Annotated in this window: 28 protein-coding genes and 1 tRNA gene; 11 read left to right on the top strand and 18 right to left on the bottom strand. The window is 37.5% G+C overall.

Translation table 11 applies throughout. From position 1 onward, the window contains the following. Positions 1 to 140: 140 nt before the first annotated feature. The 11 genes from CYP54_RS03030 to CYP54_RS02980 all read right to left on the bottom strand — a co-directional run bounded on the left by CYP54_RS03030 (position 141) and on the right by CYP54_RS02980 (position 8,925). Positions 141 to 1,202, bottom strand: a complete 1,062-nt coding sequence (locus CYP54_RS03030) for a tyrosine-type recombinase/integrase (protein ID WP_103604156.1) — start codon at positions 1,200 to 1,202, stop codon at positions 141 to 143. A gap of 80 nt (positions 1,203 to 1,282) precedes the next feature. Continuing rightward, positions 1,283 to 2,143 carry an AMIN domain-containing protein gene (locus tag CYP54_RS03025; RefSeq protein ID WP_103604155.1) on the bottom strand — a complete coding sequence of 287 codons (861 nt, stop codon included), beginning with the start codon at positions 2,141 to 2,143 and terminating at the stop codon, positions 1,283 to 1,285. Between the two features lie 5 nt (positions 2,144 to 2,148). Beyond that, positions 2,149 to 2,331: a hypothetical protein gene (locus CYP54_RS10220; protein ID WP_181001511.1), complete on the bottom strand. Its 183-nt coding sequence runs from the start codon at positions 2,329 to 2,331 to the stop codon at positions 2,149 to 2,151. A 104-nt stretch (positions 2,332 to 2,435) separates the two neighbouring features. Further along, positions 2,436 to 3,686, bottom strand: coding sequence for a phosphopyruvate hydratase (eno, locus tag CYP54_RS03015; RefSeq protein WP_103604153.1), 1,251 nt, complete (start codon positions 3,684 to 3,686; stop codon positions 2,436 to 2,438). Then, positions 3,686 to 4,783 carry a recombinase RecA gene (recA, locus tag CYP54_RS03010; RefSeq protein ID WP_021085361.1) on the bottom strand — a complete coding sequence of 366 codons (1,098 nt, stop codon included), beginning with the start codon at positions 4,781 to 4,783 and terminating at the stop codon, positions 3,686 to 3,688. Before recA ends, eno begins: the two co-directional genes overlap by 1 nt. A 62-nt stretch (positions 4,784 to 4,845) precedes the next feature. Next, entirely contained in the window at positions 4,846 to 5,334 is a 489-nt protein-coding gene (locus tag CYP54_RS03005; RefSeq protein WP_103604152.1) for an addiction module antitoxin, read from the bottom strand. A gap of 8 nt (positions 5,335 to 5,342) precedes the next feature. After that, complete coding sequence (locus tag CYP54_RS03000) at positions 5,343 to 6,140, bottom strand: UDP-N-acetylmuramate dehydrogenase (protein WP_103604151.1); 798 nt, start codon at positions 6,138 to 6,140, stop codon at positions 5,343 to 5,345. Further along, the gene (gene fliQ, locus CYP54_RS02995) at positions 6,137 to 6,406 is read right to left on the bottom strand and encodes a flagellar biosynthesis protein FliQ (RefSeq protein ID WP_223154533.1); all 270 of its coding nucleotides are present in this window, start codon (positions 6,404 to 6,406) and stop codon (positions 6,137 to 6,139) included. Before fliQ ends, CYP54_RS03000 begins: the two co-directional genes overlap by 4 nt. After that, positions 6,403 to 7,275: a menaquinone biosynthesis family protein gene (locus CYP54_RS02990; protein ID WP_103604150.1), complete on the bottom strand. Its 873-nt coding sequence runs from the start codon at positions 7,273 to 7,275 to the stop codon at positions 6,403 to 6,405. Before CYP54_RS02990 ends, fliQ begins: the two co-directional genes overlap by 4 nt. A 55-nt stretch (positions 7,276 to 7,330) precedes the next feature. Further along, positions 7,331 to 7,828, bottom strand: coding sequence for a chemotaxis protein (locus tag CYP54_RS02985; protein ID WP_103604149.1), 498 nt, complete (start codon positions 7,826 to 7,828; stop codon positions 7,331 to 7,333). A gap of 8 nt (positions 7,829 to 7,836) precedes the next feature. Beyond that, the gene (locus CYP54_RS02980) at positions 7,837 to 8,925 is read right to left on the bottom strand and encodes a nicotinate phosphoribosyltransferase (protein WP_103604148.1); all 1,089 of its coding nucleotides are present in this window, start codon (positions 8,923 to 8,925) and stop codon (positions 7,837 to 7,839) included. 129 nt (positions 8,926 to 9,054) lie between these two features. Between CYP54_RS02980 and modA (CYP54_RS02975) the strand changes: the two genes are divergently transcribed. Both modA (CYP54_RS02975) and CYP54_RS02970 read left to right on the top strand, forming a co-directional pair. Next, the gene (gene modA / locus CYP54_RS02975; RefSeq protein ID WP_103604147.1) at positions 9,055 to 9,753 is read left to right on the top strand and encodes a molybdate ABC transporter substrate-binding protein; all 699 of its coding nucleotides are present in this window, start codon (positions 9,055 to 9,057) and stop codon (positions 9,751 to 9,753) included. An 8-nt stretch (positions 9,754 to 9,761) separates the two neighbouring features. Beyond that, entirely contained in the window at positions 9,762 to 10,421 is a 660-nt protein-coding gene (locus tag CYP54_RS02970) for a molybdate ABC transporter permease subunit (RefSeq protein WP_103604146.1), read from the top strand. Between the two features lie 8 nt (positions 10,422 to 10,429). On the opposite strand, the gene CYP54_RS09855 is transcribed toward CYP54_RS02970, so the two are convergent. Further along, positions 10,430 to 10,527: transfer RNA gene (locus CYP54_RS09855), tRNA-Sec, on the bottom strand. Positions 10,528 to 10,602: 75 nt separating this feature from the next. On the opposite strand from CYP54_RS09855, the gene CYP54_RS02965 reads away from it, so the two are divergent. Continuing rightward, positions 10,603 to 11,178, top strand: coding sequence for a BON domain-containing protein (locus tag CYP54_RS02965; RefSeq protein ID WP_103604145.1), 576 nt, complete (start codon positions 10,603 to 10,605; stop codon positions 11,176 to 11,178). Positions 11,179 to 11,185: 7 nt separating this feature from the next. Here CYP54_RS02965 and CYP54_RS02960 read toward each other — a convergent pair whose 3' ends face one another. Genes CYP54_RS02960 through CYP54_RS02950 form a run of 3 tightly spaced genes read right to left on the bottom strand, consistent with a single transcriptional unit; the run spans position 11,186 to position 14,945 of the window. Continuing rightward, positions 11,186 to 13,630: an efflux RND transporter permease subunit gene (locus tag CYP54_RS02960; protein WP_103604144.1), complete on the bottom strand. Its 2,445-nt coding sequence runs from the start codon at positions 13,628 to 13,630 to the stop codon at positions 11,186 to 11,188. Beyond that, positions 13,630 to 14,232, bottom strand: coding sequence for a Tgt2/MlaC family protein (locus CYP54_RS02955; RefSeq protein WP_103604143.1), 603 nt, complete (start codon positions 14,230 to 14,232; stop codon positions 13,630 to 13,632). The genes CYP54_RS02960 and CYP54_RS02955 overlap by 1 nt, the downstream gene beginning before the upstream one ends. Positions 14,233 to 14,234: 2 nt before the next feature. Next, positions 14,235 to 14,945, bottom strand: a complete 711-nt coding sequence (locus CYP54_RS02950) for an MlaA family lipoprotein (RefSeq protein WP_103604142.1) — start codon at positions 14,943 to 14,945, stop codon at positions 14,235 to 14,237. Between the two features lie 164 nt (positions 14,946 to 15,109). Between CYP54_RS02950 and modE the strand changes: the two genes are divergently transcribed. Genes modE through CYP54_RS02915 form a run of 7 tightly spaced genes read left to right on the top strand, consistent with a single transcriptional unit; the run spans position 15,110 to position 20,678 of the window. Then, positions 15,110 to 15,892 (top strand): molybdenum-dependent transcriptional regulator ModE, encoded by a 783-nt coding sequence (gene modE / locus CYP54_RS02945; RefSeq protein ID WP_103604141.1) that lies wholly within the window; start codon positions 15,110 to 15,112, stop codon positions 15,890 to 15,892. Next, complete coding sequence (gene modA / locus CYP54_RS02940; RefSeq protein WP_103604140.1) at positions 15,893 to 16,648, top strand: molybdate ABC transporter substrate-binding protein; 756 nt, start codon at positions 15,893 to 15,895, stop codon at positions 16,646 to 16,648. Then, entirely contained in the window at positions 16,645 to 17,040 is a 396-nt protein-coding gene (locus CYP54_RS02935; RefSeq protein ID WP_103604139.1) for a TOBE domain-containing protein, read from the top strand. The genes modA (CYP54_RS02940) and CYP54_RS02935 overlap by 4 nt, the downstream gene beginning before the upstream one ends. Next, positions 17,037 to 17,894, top strand: a complete 858-nt coding sequence (locus CYP54_RS02930; RefSeq protein WP_103604138.1) for a sulfate/molybdate ABC transporter ATP-binding protein — start codon at positions 17,037 to 17,039, stop codon at positions 17,892 to 17,894. Before CYP54_RS02935 ends, CYP54_RS02930 begins: the two co-directional genes overlap by 4 nt. Then, a complete protein-coding gene (modB, locus tag CYP54_RS02925; protein ID WP_103604137.1) occupies positions 17,891 to 18,568 on the top strand; it encodes a molybdate ABC transporter permease subunit in 678 nt (225 codons plus the stop codon). The genes CYP54_RS02930 and modB overlap by 4 nt, the downstream gene beginning before the upstream one ends. 47 nt (positions 18,569 to 18,615) lie before the next feature. Further along, positions 18,616 to 19,113: a redoxin family protein gene (locus CYP54_RS02920; protein ID WP_103604136.1), complete on the top strand. Its 498-nt coding sequence runs from the start codon at positions 18,616 to 18,618 to the stop codon at positions 19,111 to 19,113. An 8-nt stretch (positions 19,114 to 19,121) separates the two neighbouring features. Continuing rightward, entirely contained in the window at positions 19,122 to 20,678 is a 1,557-nt protein-coding gene (locus tag CYP54_RS02915; protein WP_103604135.1) for a class I SAM-dependent methyltransferase, read from the top strand. Positions 20,679 to 20,681: 3 nt separating this feature from the next. Here the strand turns inward: CYP54_RS02915 and CYP54_RS02910 are convergent, their stop codons facing one another. The 3 genes from CYP54_RS02910 to CYP54_RS02900 are packed head-to-tail and all read right to left on the bottom strand — an operon-like array spanning position 20,682 to position 23,928. Next, the gene (locus CYP54_RS02910; protein WP_103604134.1) at positions 20,682 to 21,488 is read right to left on the bottom strand and encodes a 3'(2'),5'-bisphosphate nucleotidase CysQ family protein; all 807 of its coding nucleotides are present in this window, start codon (positions 21,486 to 21,488) and stop codon (positions 20,682 to 20,684) included. Next, positions 21,485 to 22,762 (bottom strand): citrate synthase, encoded by a 1,278-nt coding sequence (locus CYP54_RS02905; protein ID WP_103604133.1) that lies wholly within the window; start codon positions 22,760 to 22,762, stop codon positions 21,485 to 21,487. Before CYP54_RS02905 ends, CYP54_RS02910 begins: the two co-directional genes overlap by 4 nt. Before the next feature lie 2 nt (positions 22,763 to 22,764). Continuing rightward, on the bottom strand, positions 22,765 to 23,928 hold the full coding sequence (locus tag CYP54_RS02900) for a cation:proton antiporter (protein WP_103604132.1): 1,164 nt from the start codon (positions 23,926 to 23,928) through the stop codon (positions 22,765 to 22,767). Positions 23,929 to 24,045: 117 nt separating this feature from the next. Here CYP54_RS02900 and CYP54_RS02895 point away from each other — a divergent pair. Continuing rightward, a partial coding sequence (locus CYP54_RS02895) for a hypothetical protein (protein ID WP_181001510.1) occupies positions 24,046 to 24,304 on the top strand: 259 nt, incomplete at its 3' end.

Below are 24,304 nucleotides of genomic sequence, written 5' to 3'. Positions count from 1 at the left end.
ATTTAGATACAGAGCAAGCTTTTAGGCTGCTTGCAAGCTAAAATTTCCTCATATATTTATAGGGTTTCATAGTTAGATAATGTTTTAAATTTTGCATGAGTTAAATTTAGTATTGCTAGTTTGCTTTGGTTTTAAGCGCTCTAGTTTGCTAAATCCTCAGCTACTTTTGCAGCGAGTTTTAGCTTGTCGCTATCAAAGTGAGTGTAAATTCGCGAGGTATTTAAGCTTGCATGACCTAGAGCTTCTTGCACCAAAACAAGGTCCTTTTGCTTTTTGTAAAGCATCGTTGCAAAGGTATGACGCAGCATATGAGCACCATTTTTCTCTTTTCTAATACCAGCCTTAAAAAGGATCTGCTCCACTATGCGACTTACATAGGCTTGCGTCAGTCTGGTGCCTTTTTTATTGATGAAAAGATAGCCCTCTTTGTTGATGTAGTTTATTGCAATCGCGTTTAGATGAGTTTCTATTAGGTGACGTTTTATCATAACGATGCGGTATTTATTGCCTTTGCCTCGGATCCTAATGATAAAAAGATCGCCATCTTCAGTGATGTCTTTTCGCTTTAAATTTAGAGCCTCGCTCACACGAATGCCAGTAAAAATTATCGTTTTTATTATGAGCTTATTGCGATTTGAATTTTGCTTAAAATCACTCTCCTCGATCGCATCAAGAAATTTTTTGACCTCATCTTCGCCCATAAACTCAGGTAACTTTTGCCCTTTGTTGCCACTCACTCCGCCCCAGTTTTTTAAATTTATATCAAAAACATGAGCCTTGCCATCCTCTTCATTTTGTTTGTCTAAAAACGCAAAGAAATTTATCACTGAGATGCGGTAATTTTTCTTACTAGCATCGCTTAGTCCGCCAGTCGTGCTAGCTAGTATTTCGCTTAACAGCTCTTCATCGATCTGCTTTAGGCTGCTAAGCTCGTAAAATTTCATCGTTTCATATATTTTTTTAAGTGGATTAAAGTAGGTATTTATGCCAGTAAGCCCTGCATTTCTCGCACTTTTTACCAAGCCATCAAGCTGGTCTATATTTTTTACCTCGCGGCTTAGAGCGTAATTCACACTTGCAAGTGCCTTTGGATCCCTAAGCTCTTTATTTGAAAGTGAGCTTAGCTTAAATTTGACGTAGCGGGTGAGCCAAAATATAAATGAGTTTTCAAAATTATCTTTGCAATCAAGTGGATATTTCAAAACAATAACCTTAAATTTTTTATTTTGAAAAGTATTATATTTGAAATTTTATGAAACCTACTTTTTTTAAAATTCAAAAACTATAAAAGCTTAAGCACATACCCATTTTCTATGGCTTCAAGCTTATATTTATGCATTTTATCAAGCTCCAAAACCACCCTGAAATATCTATCGTGCCAACCAATTATGACATTTTTAAATATCTCGCTTTCAAGTTTTAAATTTTTGGTCTTAAAGCTTCTTGGAGGCTTTGCAAAATCAAGAACAATCTTGTTTTTCTCATAAGAAAAATGCTTTAAATTTTTAGCTTTTGTGGTGATTTTTAACTCTTTTTCACTAGCCATAAAACTTATGAAATTTAAAAATTTAGCCACTTTTTCATTTTTAGTATTTTCAACTGGTTTTGTATTAGGTTCTATTTTTACTTCGACTACTTTTTGCTCATCCTTCGTGCTAGTTTCTTTTATCTTTTTTGCTCCAAGATCGATAACCACAACATTTGGGGCTGGTATATCTGAAGTTTTATTTCTATCTTTGTTTAAAATTTTGGTCTCATTTTTTTCTATAATCACAGGAGTGCTTAATTTCTGGGTAGGTATCTCAGCCATCGTTACTGAAACATCTAGCTTTTTGGCTGCAACTGGCTCTGGGGTTTTCATCTTCATAAGAGCAAATTCATCGTTCCAGTCGACGGTTTTATTTATATCGGTTAGTCTTTTTTCTTTTATACTGCCGTCGTTTGCCCTATATCTTATAGTGACATCTAGCAAAAGCATTGCATCGATTGGAAACTTAAATGAAAGTGAGTTAAAGCTATCAAATTTCTCAACGATATTTGTTGTTATAACACTTGTATTTAACTCGCTCATAGGCATAAATGGATTTTCTCTAGCACATAAACTTGCCGTCAAAATAGATAAAAGTAACCAAATTTTTTTCATCGTTCCTACTTTTTGTTGGAGTCTGGCTCAAGGCCCTGCAATTCAAAATAATCTTTTTGCAGACGCGCGTTCATTTTTTTTAAAATTTCCACGTCCTCGCCAAGCCTCTCTTTTTTACTCTGAAGGCTTAGCATAACATCAAGTGAGCGTTTGCCAAACATCATATTACCCACATAAAAGGCAAACATAGCCACACAAATTGTGGCTATGACATAACGTAATGTTGGTCTAATATATTTTACAATTTTATGAAATATGCCATCAGTGCTGCCATATTCGTCTAAAATTTCGCTCAAATATTATCCCCCAAAAACTCTCCAGCCTCAAGCTCGATCTCAAGCAAGCGATTATATTTTGCATTACGCTCGCTTCTTGAAGTTGCACCTGTCTTTATCTCGCCGGTATTTAGAGCAACTGCGAAGTCAGCTATAAACGCATCTTCGCTCTCACCACTTCTGTGGCTCATGACGCAGCGATAGCCATTTCTTTGAGCAAGGCGGACAGTTTGCATGGTTTGTGTGACTGAGCCTATTTGATTTGGCTTGATTAAGATAGCGTTTGCGATGTTTTTCTCGATGCCTTCGCGCAAAATTTTCTCATTTGTGACAAAAAGATCGTCGCCAACTAGCTGCACTTTGCTTCCAAGCCTTTTTGTAAGTTCAGCCCAGCCGCTCCAGTCGTCTTCGCTAAGGCCATCTTCGATAGAGAATATAGGGTATTTTTCGCAAAGTTTTTCGTAGTAGCCAATGAGCTCGTCGCTACTAAATTTCTTGCCTTCAAGCTCATATTTGCCATCTTTATAAAGCTCGCTTGAAGCAACGTCAAGGGCAAGTTTTATCTGGCTGCCTAGCTCATATCCAGCCTCTTTTACAGCCTGTGAGATGAGCTTTAGTGGCTCTTCATTGTCTTTTAAATTTGGAGCAAAACCACCCTCGTCACCGACAGCCGTACTGTGGCCAGCTGCGTTTAGGATAGATTTTAGCTCGTGATAAATTTCAGTTGCAGCCCTTAGCGCCTCGCTAAATGTGCTAAAACCAAATGGCATGATCATAAATTCTTGAAAATCGACGCTGTTATTTGCATGTGCGCCGCCATTTATGATGTTAAACATCGGCACAGGTAAGATGCTAGCATTTGCGCCACCAAGGTAGCGGTAAAGCGGGACATTTAGGCTCTTTGCAGCTGCGCGAGCTACCGCCATAGATACGCCAAGGACTGCGTTTGCGCCTAAATTTGAGTAGTTGTGCGTGCCATCAAGCTCAAGCATCTCTTCATCGACTGCTTTTTGGTTGTAGGCATCAAGGCCGATGATCGCCTCTGCGATCTTTTCATTTACGTTTGAAACAGCCTTTAACACGCCTTTGCCAGCATATCTCTCGTCTTTATCACGAAGCTCGAGTGCCTCACGCTTGCCAGTGCTTGCGCCGCTTGGTACGATCGCGCTTGCCTCAGTCCCGTCGCTTAGTCTAACTGTCGCACGAACTGTTGGGTTGCCTCTACTGTCTAAAACCTCGTGAGCTTCTACATCTTCAATAAATACCATTATTCATCTCCTGCTTCGTTTGTATCGTCGTCTTCGTCTTTTGCGCCGCTGCTTATTAGGTGATCGATCCCCATTGAGCCTTTTATCGCCGCCACTATCTCGTCAGAAATTTCTGGATGCTCTTTTAGGTAGGCTTTGGCGTTTTCTCTGCCTTGGCCTAGTTTTTCGGCCTTGTAGCTAAACCACGCGCCTGATTTGTCGATAATGTCGAGCTTTACACCATAGTCGATGATCTCGCCCTCTTTGCTCACACCCTCGCCAAACATGATGTCAAATTCAGCCACTTTAAATGGAGGTGCGACCTTGTTTTTAACAACTTTTGCTTTTGTGCGGTTGCCGATAGGCTCGTCGTTTTGTTTAAGTGTGGCTATCTTTCTTACGTCTATTCTTACTGATGAGTAAAATTTAAGTGCATTGCCGCCAGTTGTAGTCTCAGGCGTGCCATATCCCATCATACCGATCTTCATACGAATTTGGTTGATGAAGATAACAGTTGTCTTCATCTTGCTTAAAATTCCAGTTAGCTTTCTAAGCGCCTGACTCATAAGCCTTGCCTGAAGGCCCACGTGTTGATCACCCATGTCGCCATCTATCTCGCTCTTTGGAGTAAGTGCAGCGACGCTATCAACTACGATAAGATCAACCGCGCCACTTCTAGCAAGCGTTTCAACGATCTCAAGTGCCTGCTCGCCAAAGTCTGGCTGAGAGACGTAGAGATTGTCAGTATTTACGCCTAAATTTGAAGCGTATTTTACGTCTAATGCGTGCTCTGCATCGACAAATGCACAAATTCCGCCAGCTTTTTGCGCTTCAGCTATGATGTGAAGCGTGAGCGTGGTCTTACCAGAGCTCTCTGGTCCGTAGATCTCGATAATCCTGCCTTTAGGAACGCCGCCTATGCCAAGAGCCAGATCAAGCCCTAGCGAGCCAGTCGGTATCGACTCGATAGCCTCAACCTCTTTGTCGCCAAGTCTTAAAAGCGTGCCTTTGCCAAAAGCTTTATCGATCTGCTTTAGTGCAAGCTCGAGCGCCTTTTTCTTGTCCGCTTCGCTCTCTGGGATAGCTATCTTTTTGTCACTATCTTTTTCTTTTGCCATTTTTTACCTTATAGTTGAAATTTGGCTTGATTTTATCTAAAAAGAGATGAATTTTACTTGATTTACTCGCAAATTATAATATTTTCGCCAAGCAGCGCAGCGCTATCAATAAGAGCAAAAAGGTGCTCTTTTTCAAACAAAAATCCATAAATTTGATCTTCGTTTTTTAGTATTGCTAGCTTAAGTGGCTCTACAAGCGAGCTTGCGCAAAGATTTAAAAAGGCTTCGTCTATATTATTTTGTGAAATTTGGGGCTTATTTTTGAAATTTTCATCTTTTATAAAAGAGATAAATTCCTCTTGTGAGGTAGATTTATTAAATTTAAAAATTAGTTTTTCTTTTAAGGCCTGGGCTAAAATTTCATCAAATTTAACTAGGTCTATATGATTTTGAACGCCTAAAATTTTGGCAAAATTTAGCAGATTTTTATCATAACTAGCCACGTTTTTCTCATGCTCACTTTGCGCCTTTTTAGCCCTATAAACAGCGTAAAGACCGATAGCTATAAACAAAAGTGAAAGGGTAAAAACTTCGCTCAAAAACTCACTCATCATCATCCTTATAAAATACAAACTTCAGTCTTAAGCTCTACGCCAAATTTCTCTAAAACCCTAACCTTTGCCAAATTTATAAGGCTAGTGGCGTCCTCAAAGCTTGCGTGGTTAAAATTTATCAAGAAATTCGCGTGCTCTTCGCTAAATTTCGCTCCGCCGATCACGTACCCCTTTAGCCCAACTGCCTCAAGCAGCGCCCCTGCAAAGTGCCCCTCAGGATTTACAAAGCAGCTGCCAAAGCTAGCTCCTTTTGGCTGATTTGCTCTCTTAGCACTTATAGCTTCAGATATGCTTGCGTCAAAGCCACTTTGAAGCTTAAATTTAGCTCCCAAAATAGCCTCATCTATGCCGCTGTGGCGGTAGCTAAAGTTTATCTCATCCTTGCTCACCCAGCCACGAGCCAGACGCACATGCGTGAGGTTGTCGCTTATGCTAAATTTAAGCAGCCCAGCGTTCATCTTGATAAGTCCGCCAAGTGTGCCTGGGATATTTTTTAAAAACTCAAGGTTCGCGATATTGTTTTGTTTGCAGAAGTTATAAATTTTGGCAGATTTTGTCGCAGCTCCTATCTCAAGGCAAATTTTATCGCCGAAGCATTCTAAATTTATATAGTCAAAGCTCTTGCCAAGCATCGCCATTTTTGGGGGATTTGGCGAGATGAGTAGGTTGTTACCTCCGCCTATCATCACAGCGCCTAAAAAGTGAGGCGATTTTAGATCTTCAAGGCTAGTTACCTCAAAAACTTCATGCACGCCGCCTATCCTAACCGAGGTAAATTTAGAAAAATCAACAAGCCTCGTCACTGGATAAATTCCGGTATAAACTCAAACATGCGAGTGGTAAATTCAACCATCATCGAGATCATCCAAGGCATCAAAAATATGATGACAACGACAACTAGCAAAATTTTTGGCACGAAGCTTAGCGTGGTTTCGTTTATCTGCGTGGTCGCTTGAAAAATGGAGATGATAAGACCTGCGATTAGGCCGCTTAGCAGCATCGGAAGGCTGATATAAAGGGCGATCTTAAAGGTTTCAACTCCAAGCGAGACAAGCGTACTTTGCATCAGCTAAACCTTACTTCGTTGTACTCAGTCGGGATAAGATAGTCGTTTACGTCGATTGGCTTTTCAAAAAAACCTTTTTCGTAGCCTATTTGATAGAGCTTATTTAGCGCTTTTAACTGAGTTTCGTCCATGCTTATGGACTCGTCATTTGCGTATAAATTTAGATATGTTTTTAGCTCATCTTTACCAACTCTGATGAGGTTTCGCTCCATTAGCATGTGAGATAAAAATGGCTTGTGCGAAGTGGCAATCCTAACGGCCTCGCTAAGCACTCTCTCACACTCGATCGCATCGGTTATGGGTAGGCTTCGTCTAAGCGCCATGCCACCAAGTGGAAGCGGTAAATTTTCGCCGTTTAGCTCGCTCCAAATGTCCCAAATCTCACGCTCTACGCAGAGCTGGTCTGAGAAATTTAAGATACTTTCATGTATGAGCACACCAGCATCGACCTCGCCGCTAAGCACAGCATTTTCGATCTCTAAGAAATTTTTATAAACGATCCTTGCCTCTGGGTAGGCTATGCGAAAGAGCAGGGCATTTGTCGTGTTTTTGCCAGAGAGTGCGACCTTAAAATTTCGCTTTAGCTGTTTATCTTTTAGCTTGATAAGCTTTGGGCCATATCCATTGCCAAAGCTCACCGCACAGCGCAAAAGTGCAAATTCATCGCAAATTTTTGGATAGAGTGCAAAGCTGATTGCTGTGGCCTCATAAGTGCCTTTTAGCGCCTCTTCGTTTAGTGTTTCTATATCAAGTGCCTTTGATGTGAAGGCTAAATTTTTACTGCTAACCCAGCCAAATTTGACCGCGGCATACATGAAAATATCGTCAGCATCAGGCGAGTGAGCGACGTTTATATTCTTGAAATTTTGCAAAGACGATCCTTTTTTTGATTATGCCATTTTAATGAAATTTATTTAAAATAAAGTTTTAAGGGCGACTTTGAAACGATTTTACCAGCTTTGCCTCTTTGAAATTTAGCACGTATTTCACGTCTATGGCATCTTTAGCCCCTTTTCTTCGAGCTTGGAGCGTTGAGTAAAACGGATGCTTAAGCTCTAACATCTTAAGCAGTTTTTGATCGCTATCTTCCTTTTTTATATTTTCAACAATTATTGTCGTTATAAATTTGCCCTCAAACTCGTAAAATGGCCAGACCATAACGCCTGCGTCGCTTGTTTTAAAGTCCGTGATTTTAGATTTTTTAGGGATATTTAGCATGGAGATGATCTTTTTGCGTGAGTTGTCCGCATTTTGCACCGAGATCACTTTTACAAGTAGGTCTTTTTTGACACTGATATCATTTTGACTAAAGCGATAAACGCCGTCTTCAACTATGCCAACCTTTTCAAAGGCATTAGCGTAGTTTGCGGCAGTGCAAGCAGTCAGCAAAAGTAACAGAAGCATTAAAATTTTTATAAATTTCATCTTTTCTCTTAAAATTTTACTCTCTTTAGCCTATCTGAAGCGAAATTTTTTCTGCCAAATTTAGCCTCATTTTTGCCATTTAGCTCGACTAGATCGCCTGTAAAGCCACAAATATCATTTTTAACAAGATAGCTTCCCACGCCATAAATATCAACTGGAGTGTTAAATTTCTCAAATTCGCTCATTTTTTGTGGGTTAAAGCCTGAGCTAACGACGATTTTAACGTGCTTAAAGCCAGCTTTATCAAGCGCCTCTCTTAGAGCAAAAATGAGCTCCTTGCAAACGCCGTGTGGGTCAAATTTGCTCGTATCTTTGTCCTCAAAATACTTATCTATCAAATTTTTACTAGTATCAACTCTAACCGCACCAAGCCTCTCTTTTAAGGCATTTGCAGCCCTTAATGCATCTGTGATCACATCGTTGTTATAATCAACCAATGCCGTAATCCTCTCATTTTCAAAGGTTTTAGCATAAATTTCTGAGGCTTTTACTATATCCCCGCCGCACATTTGAATAAGCGCATGAGGCATGGTGCCGCCACCCTTTAGCCCCGTAAGCTCGCCCTGAGCATCTGTGGCGACCTTTTTGATGCCGCCTACAAATGATGCATAGCCGTCGCCTGGTTGCGTGCAGATGTCATCTTGCCTATCCGCCATGCTAAAAACGTCCTTGCCATTTGCTGCTCTTATCACGTCTCTTGAGTTTGTCGCCACGCAGCTTCTTCTAGTAAGCGTCGCGTCGATCACGTTTTCTAAAAAGCCGAAATTTTCATACTTGCCGCTTATCTTTAAAACTGGCTCATTTGCGTTTATGATATCGCCATCATCAAGCGCGTAAATTTCAAGCTCGCTTGGATTTTTGGCAAATTTATTGATGACGGCTAAAACCTCATCAATGCCACAAAGCACGATATCATCACGCCTTTGGAAAAATTGCATCGTAACATGCTGATCTGGTAGGTTTTGCTTGATGATCTCATTTACTTTTAGAAAATATTTCGCAGTAAAGTATCCCTCGCCAATCCTTGAATCCAACTTAAAAGTCTTATCTGTTAGCCTATCTATCTTGCCTTGCATCTTTAGCTCAAGTTCGTTCATGCCTATCCTTTTATTTTGTTGAGATTATACCATTTTGGCAAAAAGCCGAATAAGTTATAAAAATATATTTTAAGAATATATAAGAGTATATTTTATAAAATCGTGAAATTTTAATTTTAAAGGAAAAATATGAAAAAATTTTTACTTCTAATGGCCGCGATTTTTGCATTTGGCAATGAAAATTTGTTAGTAAGTGCTGGTGGCGGATATAAAAAGATAGTCGAAGCAGTCGCACAAAATCTCAAAAAAGATGGCGTAAATATCGACACTTCTTTTGCAAACATCACAGCTATCATGGCTCAGGCAAAAGAGGGCAAAACTGATGTGATCGTAGGCGATGAGGACTTTTTGAAAAAGTCTGATCTAAAGATCGCTGAGTATGTAAATTTAGGCTCAGGCGCCTTGGTGCTGGCCACTAAAAAGGGTGTAAAAATAGAAAAAGTTGAAGAGCTAAAAGTACTTTCTAAGATCACTATGCCAGACGCAGCAAAGACGGTTTATGGCAAAAGGGCGAATGAATTTATGCAAAAAGCGAATTTAAGTGGCGAGCTAAAGGATAAAATTTTAGCAGTTGCTGGCGTGCCACAGGTCGTTACCTATATATTAAACGGTGAAGTTGATGCAGGCTTTATCAACCAGACCGAACTAAATGCACATAAAGACGAATTTGGTAGTTTTATTTTGATAGACAAAACCCTTTATGCTCCAGCAAACATCGTAGCTGCAAAGCTTGAAGGATGCGATAAAAAGGCTGATTGCATTAAATTTCTGGATGAGCTAAAAAGCGAGAGATCAAAAGAAATTTACACTAAATTTGGCATAAGATAAGGCTAAATTTGCAAGAGCTCACATGGGTGTTTGATCCTCTGGTTTTAAGCATAAAGGTCATTTTGTGCCAAGGGGCTTTGCTCGTCGTTTTTGGGCTAGCTTTAGCCTATCTTTTGGCCTTTTATAAAGGTAAACTTAGAGCCATTTTAGAGATGATAGTAACTTTTCCCCTCATCTTTCCGCCTATTGCGACTGGTTTTTTACTGCTTTATCTGCTTGGTAAAAATGGCATCGTCGGCAAGGCTTTAAATTTAGAAATTATTTTTAGTTTTAAGGCTCTTGTGTTAGCTGCTTTTATAGCTTCACTGCCGCTATTTGTAAAGCCTGTCGCTTCTGCTCTTGGCTCACTTTCAAAGAGCCTAAGTGAAGCAGCATACAGCCTTGGGAAAGATAGATTTCAAACAGCTGTTTTTGTTCTCTTTCCATGTATTGCAAAAAGCTTAGCGGCAGCTTTTATCTTAGCGATCTCGCGTGGGCTTGGCGAGGTTGGCATAACACTTATACTTGGCGGAAATATAATAGGAAAGACCGATACAATATCACTTGCCATTTATAATGCCGTATACGATGGCAAAAGCGATAAAGCACTGGTTTTAAGCCTTGTTTTGGTTGTGTTAAGTTTTATTTTGTTTGGGATTATAAATTTGCTTGATAAAGGTAAAATTTAAAATGAGAGTGGCGAGAGGATGAGAGAATCGAACTCCCCACCAGACGGTCAACCGCCCAGTCATCGGGTTTGAAGCCCGTGAGCATCACCAGATTACTTTATCCTCCGTGCGCGTTATTTTAGCAGATTTAGATAAATTTTAGCCCATTTTCTATAAACTTTTTGAAATTACAAAAGGATTTCTGATTTTAAAATTTAGCGTTTTTGCATTTTTGGCTCTATTTTTTTGCTCTTGCTCTTCAGTACTAACCCCAGCAACCGCGCCACTAAATGTATATGATGCATACTCTATTTCACGCGATAAACGTGGTATTTACTCGATCACAAGAGATAAATTTATACAAAGCAAATTGCAAAGCAAAATTTTATTTTCAAAAGGTCTTAGTAATATAGATATTGAGATCGAGTGTTTTTATGGCGATGTCTACCTTATAGGGCTAGTTGATAGCAAAGAGTTTGAAGATAAGTTAGTAGAACTAGCCAAAAATACAGATGGTGTACGAGAAATTTACACCTATCTTCGCATAAAAAAGCCAGAATATCCATGCGATAGTCTAAAAATCCTTGCAAATTTAAAACAAAACCTTTTCAAAGATAGTATAGTCGAAGGAACAAATGTGCGTGTTAGTATCGTTGGCTGCGATGTTGTATTTAGCGGCGTAGTTGATAGCATTGAGCAAGAAAAACATGCTATTTGGTACGCTAAGCACATTGACGGCGTGGCCGATGTCTACTCGTTCATCAAAGTTATCAAATAAATTTAGTTTAAATATCGCTCTTTTTTACAAAGCTTGCTATTAGGCTTGGTAAGATGATTAGCGCGCCAAGAAGCATAAAAACCATAACAAGATCGGTTAGTAAGCCAAAATATATAGTTGGAATAAAATTGCTAGTTATCATCACACTAAAGCCAAGAAAAATGGTGAACGATGTGTAATACATCGCATATCCGATGCTTGCGTGCGCGACTTTAATGCTCTCAAAAACACTTTTTGTAAGCATTTCTTCTTTAAATCGGTGGATGTAGTGAATGATATCATCAACGCCAATACCAATGCTAATGGCTGCTATCGTGATACTCATCACATCAAGCGGAATGCCGAAAAATCCCATCACACCAAAGAGTGTGCAAAGCGGGATTAAATTTGAAACTATTGCAATGGTTGCTAGCTTTATGCTTCTAAAAATAAAGCAAAATATGACAAAAAGTATAGCAACAGTTAGCCCAAAGGTATCAACTTGTGAGCTAAGTAAATTTTGAAGCATATTATTATAAAGCACCATCATTCCGGCCACTTCTATACTTACATTGTCATTTTTAGTAAGCTGTGCTAGCCCTTCTCTAAGCTCCTTTAGAAATAAATTTCGTCTAAGCTCGGAGTCGCTATCGACTATCCTTATACTAAATCTAAGCTCATCATCTTCAACGCTTACATAGGGACTTAATAAGATATTTTTATAATTTTGTGGTAATTTCTCATACATCGCAGCTAATAAAAAATCATCACTTACACCGTTATTTAGCTCTTTTATGGCTTTTATAAGGGTTGCTAGCGAGCTTACATGTCCGACAAATTTTTGCTCTTTCAAATAATCATGAATCTTCTCAGCAACCCTTGTGTGATAGCTATTAAACCAGTATTTTGCATCCTTAGCGTTGCTTTCAAACTCATTTTCAAACTCATCTTGCTCAGTATTTTTATCTTGTTTTTGCTCTTTAAATTTCACTATCACATCAACTGGTATCGTGCCGCCAAGCTTGGTATCAATGACTTGCATTCCTTGGCGAATTTCTGTGCTTTCTTTAAAGTAGCCTATAAAGCTATTTTCAACCTTTATCTTGCTGATACCATAAACACCAAAACAAATAACTAGAGCGCAAACTACGTAGATGATCTTTCTTGAGTTTAAGGCTAAATTTGCGCAGTATTTTGTAAATTTAAAGCTATTTTCAAAGGTTCTAATAGGAGCTAATTTTTCTAAATTTACATTTATCGCGCCAAATAGCAAAAACGCAAGCACAAGCGAAACGCTAATGCCAGTGCTCATCATAATGCCAAGCATGATAACTGGCTTTATGTCAGCGCTCATAAGCGAGCTAAAGCCAATAACCGTAGTAAATATCGCCCAAAAAGATGGAGAGAATTTATCGCGAAGCGTTAGATAAATTAGCTGATTTTGGCTATATTTTGGATGCTTTGCGTAAAATTCTCGGTAGCTAACGACAAGATGAATTACAGTTGAAATAGTAATGATGAGCTGAAGTGCGATGTAGTTTGAGCTAATGACCGTCACTTCCCAGTCAAATATACCAAAAATTCCGGTCGTAAAAATGGCACTTACGGCACATATAAACATCGGCAAAACTATCCATCTAACCTGCCTGAAAAATAGCCACAAACTAAAGCTAAGAAGAGCAAGTACGCTTAAGCCATAGACTAAAAGATCACTCTTTATAAAGCCTATCATATCATCAGCGATCATATTTGCACCGCCTAAGAATAGCTCGTCATTTGCGTTAAATTTAGCTATGGTTGCTTTTATGGACTCAAGGTTTTCGTGATCGCTCTTTCTAAGCTCATCTCGGTAGGCTTTAAACTCATAGGCAAGAGCCTCTAGCTTAAGTCGCTCAGCTTGTGTGATAGTGCCGTTTGACTCTTTTTGGCTAAGTAAATTTCTCTCATTTACAAGCTCATTAAATTTCTCATCTTGCTTTAAATTTAGAGCAATCGCAGTGGTTTTTAGATCTTTGCTTATCAAATTTCCGCTGTAAATCGGACTTTTGGCAAACTCAAGCTTTGCTTTTGAAATATTTATATCTTTATCTTGCAGCGTTGGAGTATGATCTAAGATGCCAGTAATCCCGCCTTTTACACTATTTAAAAGCGGAATGTTTATTATAGAGATGACGCTATTTACCATATCGTTTTTAGCTAGTTCATCACCTAAATTTTTGATAAGTTCTAAATTTTTAGGTGAAAAAAGATCATCTTTTGGAGTAAAAGCAACCACTAAAAATCCAGGTGCATCGTAGCGTTTGGCTATCTCTCTATAAGCTTTTAAGTCAGGATCATGCTCAAGCAGTAGCGTTTCAGCTGACGCATCAACGCTAAGCTTGGTGCTAAGATAGCCAAAAACTACGCTTAAAGCTAAAATTAGAGCAATAATAAGCTTGTTTTTGGCAATAATAAATTTAAAAATTTGTCGCATTAAGGGTTAGTTTTATTTTGATCAGGCAAAACAGCTTCGTTTAGCTTTTGTAAAAGGGTATTAAAATCAGCGTTATTTAGCACATCACCAAACTGACTTCTGTATGTTTGAATGATGCTTACACCAACGATATCAAGATCGTAAATGAGCCAACCACGCTCTTTAGCGTCATAAAATTTATAGACAAATTCGTAGCTCTTACCATCATTTATAAGCTCGGATGTTAGCCAGTATCTATTTTTTTGAGGCTCACTCTCGCCAGTTATATGTATCTCTTGATCTTTGTATCCTAAAAGTTTATCTATGTATGAGCTTTTTAGTTTTTGCTCAAATGCCGCGTCAAATTTAGCTTGCTCGTCGCTACTTAAGCTGTTGTAACGTTTGCCAAGGCTTATCTTTGCCATTTGTTTATAGTCAAAAAATGGATCAAGAAGAGCAAAAATTTCTTTTGTCTTTGCGTTATTGTCTAAATTTATATCTTTTAAAATTTCATTAACCTTTGTTGTTTTCAACTCTACTTCAGGCTTGATCTGCTCTTTTGAAATAGCAAAAAGGCTAGTTGTAAAAAGTAAAATCATAGTTAGAATTTTTAAAATTTTCATATTTACTCCTTGATAAGCTTGTCGCGTCTTTGCTCGTAAGCATCGCGTAAGAATGGATAAAGATCAATAGCATCCTTTCTTAGTTTTTCATAAGCAGTTGGATCTTGCGAAAAGCTATTAAACGCTCTATATGACTTGATACCAGTTGATAAAAGTATAGGATCAACGTAGCTAATAGGATCAGCAAAATAATCTCCGACCATACCACCAGTATCTCTTAAATTTGATGGTCCAATAAGTGGCCAAACGATATGAAAACCGCTGCCAAACCCCCAATATCCAAGCGTTTGTCCAAAATCTTCATCGTGAGGCTTGAGATTGTAGTATTTTGCTCCGTCTGTTAGTCCGCCAAAGCCTATTATCGTATTTGCTAAAAATCTCAATGTCTCTTCGCCAGCATTTTGAAATTTAAACTGAAGTAAGTTGTTTACAAAGCGAACCGGAAAAAGCAGGTTATCAAAGAAATTTGAAACCATTGTTCTAGCTGTTTTTGGCACAACATAGGCATAGCCTTTTGCCACTGGAGTTAGCATATTTACATAGATAAAGTCATTTGCATGCGTCATAATTCTATTGTAGCCACTAAGTGGGTCAAAAACATCTTTTCTTGCTTCAAATTCAACATCAAATTCGTCGCTTTCGCTATTCGTATTTATGTCCGTATTGGCACAGGCTAAAAGCAAACTAAAAAAGATAGAAAGCAAAAATTTCATACCAAGCCTTATTTTTATTTATAAAATGTAGCTCGATTTTATCTTTTAAAAACTTTACAAGAAATTAAGAGAAATTTATAAATCGACTTAAATCTTTAAGCTTAAGGATTAATATAATTAGATATACTTCACAAATTATTCTCTAATATAGTAAAGGTAAAATTTTGAAAGCAGATATAAATTTAGAACTATTTTTAGGCGAAGATACACAGGTTTTAGCTAAACATATTACATTATTAAAGGCCATAAAAGAGACAAAAAGTATCACAAAAGCAGCAGAATTGGTTGGCATATCATACAAAAATGCTTGGGACTGCCTTGATACGATAAATAACAAAAGTAGCAAGCCGCTTATTATTAGAGCTGATGGAAATAAAAAAAATAGTGGCTCCGAGCTAAGCGAGTATGCCAATAAACTGATAAAAATTTATGATGCCATTCTTGAGACTCAAAAGGATTTTTTGCAAAAAATTTGTCAAAAAGTAGATTTTGAGGATGTAGATATTGTAAATCTTCAAAGAATGAATATGAACTTAAGTGCTAGAAATCAGCTCTCGTGTGAGATTATTGGCATAAACCGCGGTGCGGTAAATTCTCAAATAGTTGCAAAACTAAGTAATGGCTGCACGCTTGAGTCAAACATTACGGTTGAAAGTGAGAAAAATTTAGGTCTAAAAGTTGGACAAAAAGTTATTTATATTTTTAAAGCTCCAGCTGTCATTTTGGCTAAGGATCTAGATATAAAAATAAGCACAAAAAATCAATTAAAAGGCGAAGTGATCGAAGCAAAGATAGGTGCTGTAAATGCTGAAATTACTTTAAAACTAAGCGATGAGCAGACTTTAACTGCCATCATCACAAAAGATAGTGCTATCCAGATGAAGATAGGTGTTGGCGATACACTTTTAGCAATAGTAAAATCATCACAAATCATTATAGGAGTTTAAATGAGAAAAGTTTTTAAATTTTTATGCTTGGTAGCCTTTTTTGCCATAAACGCACTTGGCGCTGAAGTAAATGTCTATGCTGCCGCAAATACGACATATGCATTTCCTGAGCTTATAAAAGAGTTTAACAAGCTTCATCCAAATACAAAGATCAACCTAACTCTTGGTGCAAGCGGTGGCCTTGTTACACAGATACAAAACTCAGCTCCAGCCGATATATTCATGGCTGCTGATATGGGCTTTGCGCAAAAAGCCTATGATACAGGCTTTGCAAGCACTGAGCCAAAAGTTTATGCACAAGGCGCTGTTGCTATTTTTTCTATCAGAAATGTTGATTTCAAAAAAGGTATTGAGGTTGTTCGTGGCTTAAAAGCGATCTCTATTGCAAATCCACAAACTGCACCATACGGCAAGGCTAGTATAGAGGCTCTTAAAAACGCAAAGCTTTATGACGAAGTAGAAAAAAATATCGTCTATGCTCAAAAAATTTCTGAAACTCTATCTCAAGCATTAAGTGCTTCTGATGTAGGCTTTATCGCAGCTAGTGCACTCTTTGATGAGAAAATGTCAAAATACAAAGAGGGCGTTAATTACATCTTTGTTCCACAAGAGCTATACACTCCGATCGACCAAGGCATAGTTCTTCTAAAACATGCTGAAAAAAATGATGATGCAAAAGCATTCTACGAGTTTATCTTAGGAGATAAATCAAGAGAAATTTTCAAGAAATTTGGTTACAACGTTCCAGCTAAATGATAAGAGCAAAGATCGTTGGAATTTTAACTAAAGATGACGTTAGCTTATTTGAGCTAAAGGGTCTAAATTTAGAGGCAAATTTATTTATGCTAGTCTTAAATGAGGCTAGCAAATTCGCCTTAAACGATGAGATTAGCTTAGGTTTTAAAAGCTCCGATGTTATCTTGTCAAAAGACAAACTAAGTAATAGCTCGCTTGAAAACGAGCTAAAGTGCGTGATTGAAGCTATAAATTTTGGTGAAATTTTAAGTGTTATTAGCTTAAAGTGTGGCGAAATTTACTTCGAAGCTATTATCTCAAATCACGCATTAAAAACTATGAACATAGGTGAAAACGATAAAGTCTTTGCCTATATAAAATCTACAAGCATTCACATAAGTACACAAAAATGATAGAAATTTCTTGTAAAAAAGAGCTAAATGGCGGTGGCGGAAAATTTTTACTTGAGGCTGATCTTAGCTTTGAAAGTGGCGATTTTGTCGCACTTTATGGAGCAAGCGGCGGCGGAAAGACTACTATTTTACGCTTGATCGCTGGTTTTGAAGCACCACAAAGTGGCTTTATAAGAGTTGGGGATAAAATTTTCTTTGATGAAAAGACAAATTTGGCTCCACAAAAGCGAAATATCGGCTTTTTATTTCAAGACTATGCACTTTTTGAAAATATGAATGTCTTTAAAAATTTGCTCTTTGCAAAAAATGATCTAGCTCTAGCGAATAAACTTCTTGATATCTGCGGTCTAACCAGCCTAAAAAATGCAAAGATTAGCACTCTTTCTGGTGGTCAAAAGCAACGCGTTGCTTTGGCTCGCGCGGTTATGAGAAAGCCTGAAATTTTACTACTTGATGAGCCGTTAAGTGCGCTTGATAACGCCATGCGTGAGAAATTGCAAAACTATTTACTGGCGCTTCATGATGAATTTAAGATGAGCATCATTTTAGTAAGCCATGATATCGCTGAAATTTATAAGCTTTGCAATAAGGTCTTTGTCCTTGAAAATGGAAAAATTTCAAGATCAGGTAGCGCAAGTGAGATATTTTTAAAGAGTGCAGGATCGCAGAAATTTGCCTTTAATGCCAAAATTTTAGAGATAAAAAAACGTGATGCGATCTTCGTAGCAAATGTATTAATAAACCGCCAAATTTGTGAAGTGGTGCTAAGTAGCAGCGAAGCAATGAATCTAAAAGCAGGCGATATGGTGGTAGTTAGTACAAAAGCGTTTAGCGTAAATTTGGAAAAAGCATGATAGACGAGTTAAAAAATATCGATTACGAGCCGTTTTGGCTCTCGTTAAAACTATCTTTTATAACTACTTTTATTTTGTTTTTTGCCTGCATTACGCTTGCTTATTTTATGTCGCAGAAAAAATTCTTTGGTAAATTATTTTTAGAGTCGATAATCTCACTGCCTTTAGTTTTGCCGCCAAGTGTTCTTGGCTTTTATCTGCTCATTTTTCTTTCGCCATATTCCACTTTTGGTAAATTTATCGAAGAGATTTTTGGGATTAGGTTAGTTTTTAATTTCACAGGTCTTGTTGTGGCAAGTTGTATCTATTCATTGCCATTTATGTTTGGGCCGATTTATGCTGGGCTAAATAGCCTAAAAAAGAGCCTTTTTGAAGCGAGTTATAGTCTTGGTAAAAACAAACTCACGACTATTTTTAGGGTGATTTTGCCAAGTATCAGATCAAATTTATTAACAGCTACTGTCGTTAGCTTTGCTCACACTATGGGTGAGTTTGGCGTTGTTTTGATGATAGGTGGTAGCGTAGCTGGAGAGAGCAAGGTCGCAAGTATTGCGATATTTGAAGCAGTTGAAATGCTTGATTACACCAAGGCTCATGTCTATGCACTTTTGATGCTAATAATTAGCTTTTTTGTCCTTTTTGTAGTTTATCTTTTAAATTCTAAAAAAGCTTAAGACAAAGCTTATAAAGATATAATAGTAAAAATTTTAAAGGACGAAGTATGATAAAAGTGCCTACAAGTATATATTTAAATACCTTAGACGGTAAGGAATTTGATTTCTCTGCCTTTGCAAGAACGCATGACTGCGTCATTTTTATCTATCCAAAAATAGGTGAGGACTTTGATCTTTTAAGTGAGCAGTTGCAAAATACTGCGGGCATGAAGGGTTGCACCAAACAAGCAATAAACTACAAGAAATTTTTAAAAGATTTTAACGATCTTGGTTTCATGGTAGTGGCCATTAGCTCACAAGATATCGCAGCTCAAAAGAAATTTCAAGAAGAAACTTCAGCTGGAGTTATGTTCTTAAATGATAGTGAGTTTATGCTTGAAAGGGCGCTTAAACTTCCGGTTTTTTCTGCATCAAATGGACATAAATTTTATTTTAGACAAACACTTATCATAAAAGATGGCAAGGTAAGGCGCGCATATATAGTGGATGATCCAGAAAATGATGCTAAAAATATGCTAGAAAAAATCAAAGAAAAAGACTACTAGGAGCTAAAATGAGTCAAAATAGCAAAATCGAAAAGTCTTATGATGAGCTAACTTATAAATCAATAGCTTTTGCCCAATCGTCGCCATATAGGCTTGAAGCTTGTGCTACACTTCTTGGCATAACTCCACCGCCATGCGAAAATGCAAGAGTTTTAGAAATAGGATGTAGCTTTGGCGGAAATTTGATCCCATTTGCAGTAAATAACAAAAATGCAAAAGTAGTTGGCATAGATCTTAGCGGTGAGCAGATAAGGCGTGGGCAAGAGATCGTTAAAGAGATGGGGCTTGCAAATTTAGAGCTTATCCATGGCGATATTTGTGAGTTTAAGAGTGATGAGAAATTTGACTATATCATCGCTCATGGCGTTTTTAGCTGGGTACCTGACTTTGTAAAAGAAGCTATATTAAAAGTTGTAAGAGAGAATTTAAGTACAAATGGCGTGGCATTTATCTCTTATAATGTTTATCCTGGCTGGAAAGTAAAAGATATCGTAAGAGATATAATGCTACTTGCCGCAAAGGATAAAGAGAGCATGCAAGAGAGATTAAAAGCAGCCAAAGAAGCACTTTTGGTCTATAAAGAATATTTGCTAACAAGAAATGAAGAAATTTATGAGGGAAAAATACCTCTTAAGATGCTTCTTTTTGTAACAGAACATGTGCTCTCAAAAGATGACTTTTACATAGCTCATGAGTTTTTAGAATATACAAATGATCCATTTTATTTCAAAGATTTTAATGCCATGCTTGCTAAAAATGATCTTACTTATCTTTGTGAGTATACGCTTGATGATATTTTTACCCCAGATGTTGGCACGGCTGTAGTAGATGAATACAAAAATAACAAGTTTAAAGATAGGATCGATCTAGAGCAATTCATGGATATGATCAGTAACAAAGTCTTTAGACAAAGCCTAATAGTCCATAGCAAAACTTATGAGAGCATAGCCAATAAACAAATAGGCCCAAGCGATATTAATAAAATTCACGTTGTGGCAGATTTTATAAAGAAAGATAACCAGTGGCAAGATAGTTATGGTGCTATGCCACAAGATATATCATGGCTTTGCGAGGTCTTTTATAAGATGTATCCAGCCAGCATAAACCTTTCTCAGATTTTAGAAATTTTGCCAGAAGATAAGCTCATGGTTTATAGCGCCTTTGTAAGAATTTTAACAAACTCGTCTGATGCAATGATTTTAAAAGATGAGCAAAAAAATATCGAGTATAGGTCCGGCTACTCAAGACTTAGTCAAAATTTAATAAATTATGTCAGATATTTTTTAAATCATAAAAATAATGCCGATGTTGTTTTTGCTAATAAATTTAGCATCTCAAGAAAGCTTAACAATATCGATTATTACATACTTTTATTGCTTGACGGCAAAAATAGTTTAGAAGATGTCGCAGCAAAAGCTTTGAAATTTATCAAAGAGAACAACGAAGATATATTTGACATAAATGGCAAAGTGCTTAAAAAAGATAAAGTCGCAGCAAGCATAATGAACTACGTGCTAGGCACAGCAAAAATAGCTAGTATGCTTTATCTACTAGAAGAAATTTAAGGTTTAAGTTTTACTTTGCTTATATAGTTGTGTGATTTTATCTTTTAGATTTAGTGTGTTTTTTGAGAGAGCTATGAAAAATGGACTTTTTAAATTAGTAAGCTCGTAGCTCATCTCTTTGCCACTATTAGCGCCAAATACTTTTCCGCCACAAAAATTTACGAGTGCATCTCCTGCAGCATTGTCCCAAAGGTAGCTTGGGGCAAATCTCAAATAAGCTCCGCCAAATTCAACCAAACGGCAAAATTTTATGGCTGAGCCGATGCATCTTTGCTCAAAATTTAAGCTCTGTCCTATAAATTCTATCTCTTTGGCATCGCCTCTTCTACTTGAAAAGATTAGATTGTCTAAATTTTTATCTTTTTTATTTAAATCAACTCTCTTTATGATTTCATCTTTATCATCTAAAATTTCTTTAAAAGCGCCATTTTCATCAGCATAAAAAAGCTCTTTACTAACTGGGATAAATATCACGCCAAGCACCGGTCTAGCTTTCTTTATAAGCGCTATGCAAACGCAAAATTCGCCATTTCTAGCTAGAAATTCTTTCGTGCCATCAAGAGGATCTACGAGCCAAAACTCATCTTTGTCACTTTCTTGCAAAATGCTCTCTTCAGAGCAAATTTTTATCCCGCTTTTACTTAGCTCTTTTAGTATCACTTCATTTGCAGCTAGATCAGCGCTAGTTAGTGGCGAGCTGTCATCTTTTAGGCAGACTTTAAGAGCCGTATTATCTGCAGAGTAAAATTTCATTATTTGCGCTCCAGCATTAACGGCTGCTTTTTTAGCTAAATTTAGAAGCTCACTCATTTTGGTATTCTGTTTGTCTCTCCAACATAAAGCTGTCTTGGGCGGACGATCTTTATAGTGTCTTGCTCTTTTAGCTCGATCCACTGGCTGATCCAGCCTGGCGTCCTGCCGATCACAAAGATAACGGCAAACATATTGTTTGGTATGCCAAGTGCTTTTAAGATGAGCCCTGAGTGAAAATCAACATTTGGATATAAATTTCTACTTACAAAGTAGTCGTCATTTAGCGCGATCTCTTCGATGCGGTTGGCGATCTTTATGAGCTCTGAGCTAATGCCTATCTCATCCATAAGCTGATCTCTCATCTTCTTAAGCACTTTTGCACGAGGGTCAAAATTTTTATAGACCCTGTGGCCAAAGCCCATTAGCCTAAATGGATCGTTTTTATCCTTTGCTCTAGCGATGTATCTATCGACATTTGCGACCGAGCCTATCTCTTCAAGCTGGCGGATGACACCCTCGTTTGCCCCACCATGAGCCCAGCCCCAAAGCGCTCCAATACCTGCGCTTATACATGCGTATGGGTGCGCGTGCGTAGAGCCAACGGTTCTAACAGTCGTTGTTGAAGCGTTTTGCTCGTGATCTGCGTGCAACATAAAGACTGTATCAAGTGCTTTTATCTCGATAGGCTTAAGATCGACGTGCTCATATGGATAGCCCCTCATCATGTAGAGGAAATTTTCAGTAAAGCCACGATCTAAATTTGGATATATGATAGGAAGTCCGCGTGAGTAGCGGTAGCTAAAGGCCGCGATCGTTGGAATTTTAGCTATGATGCGCATAGCCATTTCGTGATACTCTTCAGGTTTATCCATATTTAGATGATCTGAGTAAAATGCACTTAACGCTGATACTGCTGCTTGCAAGATCGCCATAGGGTGAGCTTTGTCTGGAAATGCGTCAAAGAGCTTCATCATGCCTTCATGTATAAAGCTTCTTTTTTTAAGCTCGGTTTTAAAATTTATATACTGATCATTTGTTGGGAGCTCTTTGTTTAAAAGTAAATATGCCACGTCTAAAAATGTCTTATTTTCGGCCAAATACGCGATATCATAACCTCTATACATTAGCTCGCCTTTTAAGCCGTCTATATAAGTTATCGCTGAGCGACACATCGCAGTTGAAGTATAACCTCTGTCAAAAGTAAACATTCCAGTATCACTAAAAAATGTCGAGATGTCTATCACATCAGGTCCCATAGTGCCTTTTAGTATAGGAAACTCGTAACTCTTGCCAGTTCTGTTATCAGTTAGCGTAGCTGTATTTGATGACATTTTTACTCCTTACTTCTTGATTGCATTAGAAATTTTATAATTATTGTCCCTATTATAGCTTGAGCTAGGCTTGCTAGGATAAAAGATGAGTAAGAATAATCACTTATCTCACCTGATCTGTGTGCGATAGTAGCAACTGCTACTAGAAGTGTTAGCGGCATGGATTGTGAGAGTGAAAACAAAAATATCCCCTTAAATCCTAATTTTCCTACAAATAACACACTTGAAAAAAACCTTGTGGCAAGCATCGCACAAAATATAAAAATAGCATCTTTTATCACTTCATTTGAGCTCAGGCTTGAGAGCTTAAAGGTTGAGCCTATGTGTATAAAAAATATCGGTACCAAAAATCCAAATCCAAAACTTGAAAGCTTGTGCGGTAAGTCTTTTTTATGATCAAAAAATGTCGTTATAAACATACCTGCGATAAACGCGCCAAAGGCAACTTCTAAATTCAAATAAAGCATAAGTGCAATCATCGAAAAAAACACTGCAATGCTTAGTCTAATATCTTTTTCGTCCTTGTCGTAGTGTGGCATAAGGATCACTTTAAGCCCTGGATACCACCAAAAAAGCACATCTAAAATTTTAAAGCTAAGTACGCTGATAGCTAAAAATAAGATCAAATAGCCAATCGTTAGCCATAAATTTATACTAGCTCCAAACTGCAAATAGGCTGCTATAAATGTCAAAAGCGTAATGCTTATAAGCTCACCAATAGTTGCAATAAGCATGCTTAAATTTAACCATTTCACATCTCTGCCATACTCTTTAAATAGCGTAAATATCATGCCAACGGCCATTATAGGGATAATGATAATATAGAGCAAACTAAGATCAAAACTAAATGTAAGTGCAGTTGCTAGCGAGTAGATGAGCGCAAGATAGATAAGTCCCAGGCGCAAAATTTTGCGGTCGATGTTTATAAGCATTCTAAGATCGATCTCCATGCCGGCAAGAAACATTAAAAAGAAGAAGCCAACTTCGCTAATTAGCTTAAACATCTCATTTTCACCAACAAGCCCGATGTAGCTAGCTAGTGCTCCAAGTATTATCTCAGCAGGAGCGACAGGAATGCGTAAAATTTTAGAAATATAAGGCGAAGCAAAGACGATAAATGCCAAAACGACAAGAATACTAAGCTCGCTAGCTTGATGTAACTGCAAAAAGATCCTTAAATTAAAAATGTTTGATTGTATAAAAAGCTTTGTTATTTTTTGATTAAGCTAAGCGATTTTTGGGCAAAATGGCGACAAATTTTTAAAAATTTGGAGTGCAAATTTATGCGTAAATTTCTATTTTTTGTCTTGATATTTTTTGGAATTTTTAGCTTTGCAGACGAGCTAAGTTTGGTTCAAAGTTTTAAATTTGATGGAAGCATTTTTTATAAGAAAAATACAGCCAAAGATGAGAGTTTTTACTTTTTAAAAAATGAAAATTTTGATGAGCATTTCGTAGGCTTTAGAGTAAAATTTGACAAAAATATAAAAAGTGAAAGTATGCTTGCTGAGCTAAAAAAGAAGATAAAAGAGGCTAAAGAGG

Origin of the sequence: Campylobacter concisus, assembly GCF_002914005.1 — a bacterium.
GTDB classification, from domain to species: Bacteria; Campylobacterota; Campylobacteria; order Campylobacterales; family Campylobacteraceae; genus Campylobacter_A; species Campylobacter_A concisus_N.
This window is presented reverse-complemented; position numbering and strand designations above follow the sequence as displayed.

Bases quoted from the DNA above. Each gene is read 5' to 3' on its own strand.
- CYP54_RS03025 (WP_103604155.1), bottom strand. From the start codon at position 2,143: ATGAAAAAAATTTGGTTACTTTTATCTATTTTGACGGCAAGTTTATGT.
- CYP54_RS10220 (WP_181001511.1), bottom strand. From the start codon at position 2,331: ATGTTTGCCTTTTATGTGGGTAATATGATGTTTGGCAAACGCTCACTT.
- eno (WP_103604153.1), bottom strand. From the start codon at position 3,686: ATGGTATTTATTGAAGATGTAGAAGCTCACGAGGTTTTAGACAGTAGA.
- recA (WP_021085361.1), bottom strand. From the start codon at position 4,783: ATGGCAAAAGAAAAAGATAGTGACAAAAAGATAGCTATCCCAGAGAGC.
- CYP54_RS03005 (WP_103604152.1), bottom strand. From the start codon at position 5,334: ATGAGTGAGTTTTTGAGCGAAGTTTTTACCCTTTCACTTTTGTTTATA.
- CYP54_RS02985 (WP_103604149.1), bottom strand. From the start codon at position 7,828: ATGAAATTTATAAAAATTTTAATGCTTCTGTTACTTTTGCTGACTGCT.
- CYP54_RS02980 (WP_103604148.1), bottom strand. From the start codon at position 8,925: ATGAACGAACTTGAGCTAAAGATGCAAGGCAAGATAGATAGGCTAACA.
- modA (WP_103604147.1), top strand. From the start codon at position 9,055: ATGAAAAAATTTTTACTTCTAATGGCCGCGATTTTTGCATTTGGCAAT.
- CYP54_RS02960 (WP_103604144.1), bottom strand. From the start codon at position 13,630: ATGCGACAAATTTTTAAATTTATTATTGCCAAAAACAAGCTTATTATT.
- CYP54_RS02955 (WP_103604143.1), bottom strand. From the start codon at position 14,232: ATGAAAATTTTAAAAATTCTAACTATGATTTTACTTTTTACAACTAGC.
- CYP54_RS02950 (WP_103604142.1), bottom strand. From the start codon at position 14,945: ATGAAATTTTTGCTTTCTATCTTTTTTAGTTTGCTTTTAGCCTGTGCC.
- modA (WP_103604140.1), top strand. From the start codon at position 15,893: ATGAGAAAAGTTTTTAAATTTTTATGCTTGGTAGCCTTTTTTGCCATA.
- CYP54_RS02935 (WP_103604139.1), top strand. From the start codon at position 16,645: ATGATAAGAGCAAAGATCGTTGGAATTTTAACTAAAGATGACGTTAGC.
- CYP54_RS02930 (WP_103604138.1), top strand. From the start codon at position 17,037: ATGATAGAAATTTCTTGTAAAAAAGAGCTAAATGGCGGTGGCGGAAAA.
- modB (WP_103604137.1), top strand. From the start codon at position 17,891: ATGATAGACGAGTTAAAAAATATCGATTACGAGCCGTTTTGGCTCTCG.
- CYP54_RS02920 (WP_103604136.1), top strand. From the start codon at position 18,616: ATGATAAAAGTGCCTACAAGTATATATTTAAATACCTTAGACGGTAAG.
- CYP54_RS02915 (WP_103604135.1), top strand. From the start codon at position 19,122: ATGAGTCAAAATAGCAAAATCGAAAAGTCTTATGATGAGCTAACTTAT.
- CYP54_RS02910 (WP_103604134.1), bottom strand. From the start codon at position 21,488: ATGAGTGAGCTTCTAAATTTAGCTAAAAAAGCAGCCGTTAATGCTGGA.
- CYP54_RS02905 (WP_103604133.1), bottom strand. From the start codon at position 22,762: ATGTCATCAAATACAGCTACGCTAACTGATAACAGAACTGGCAAGAGT.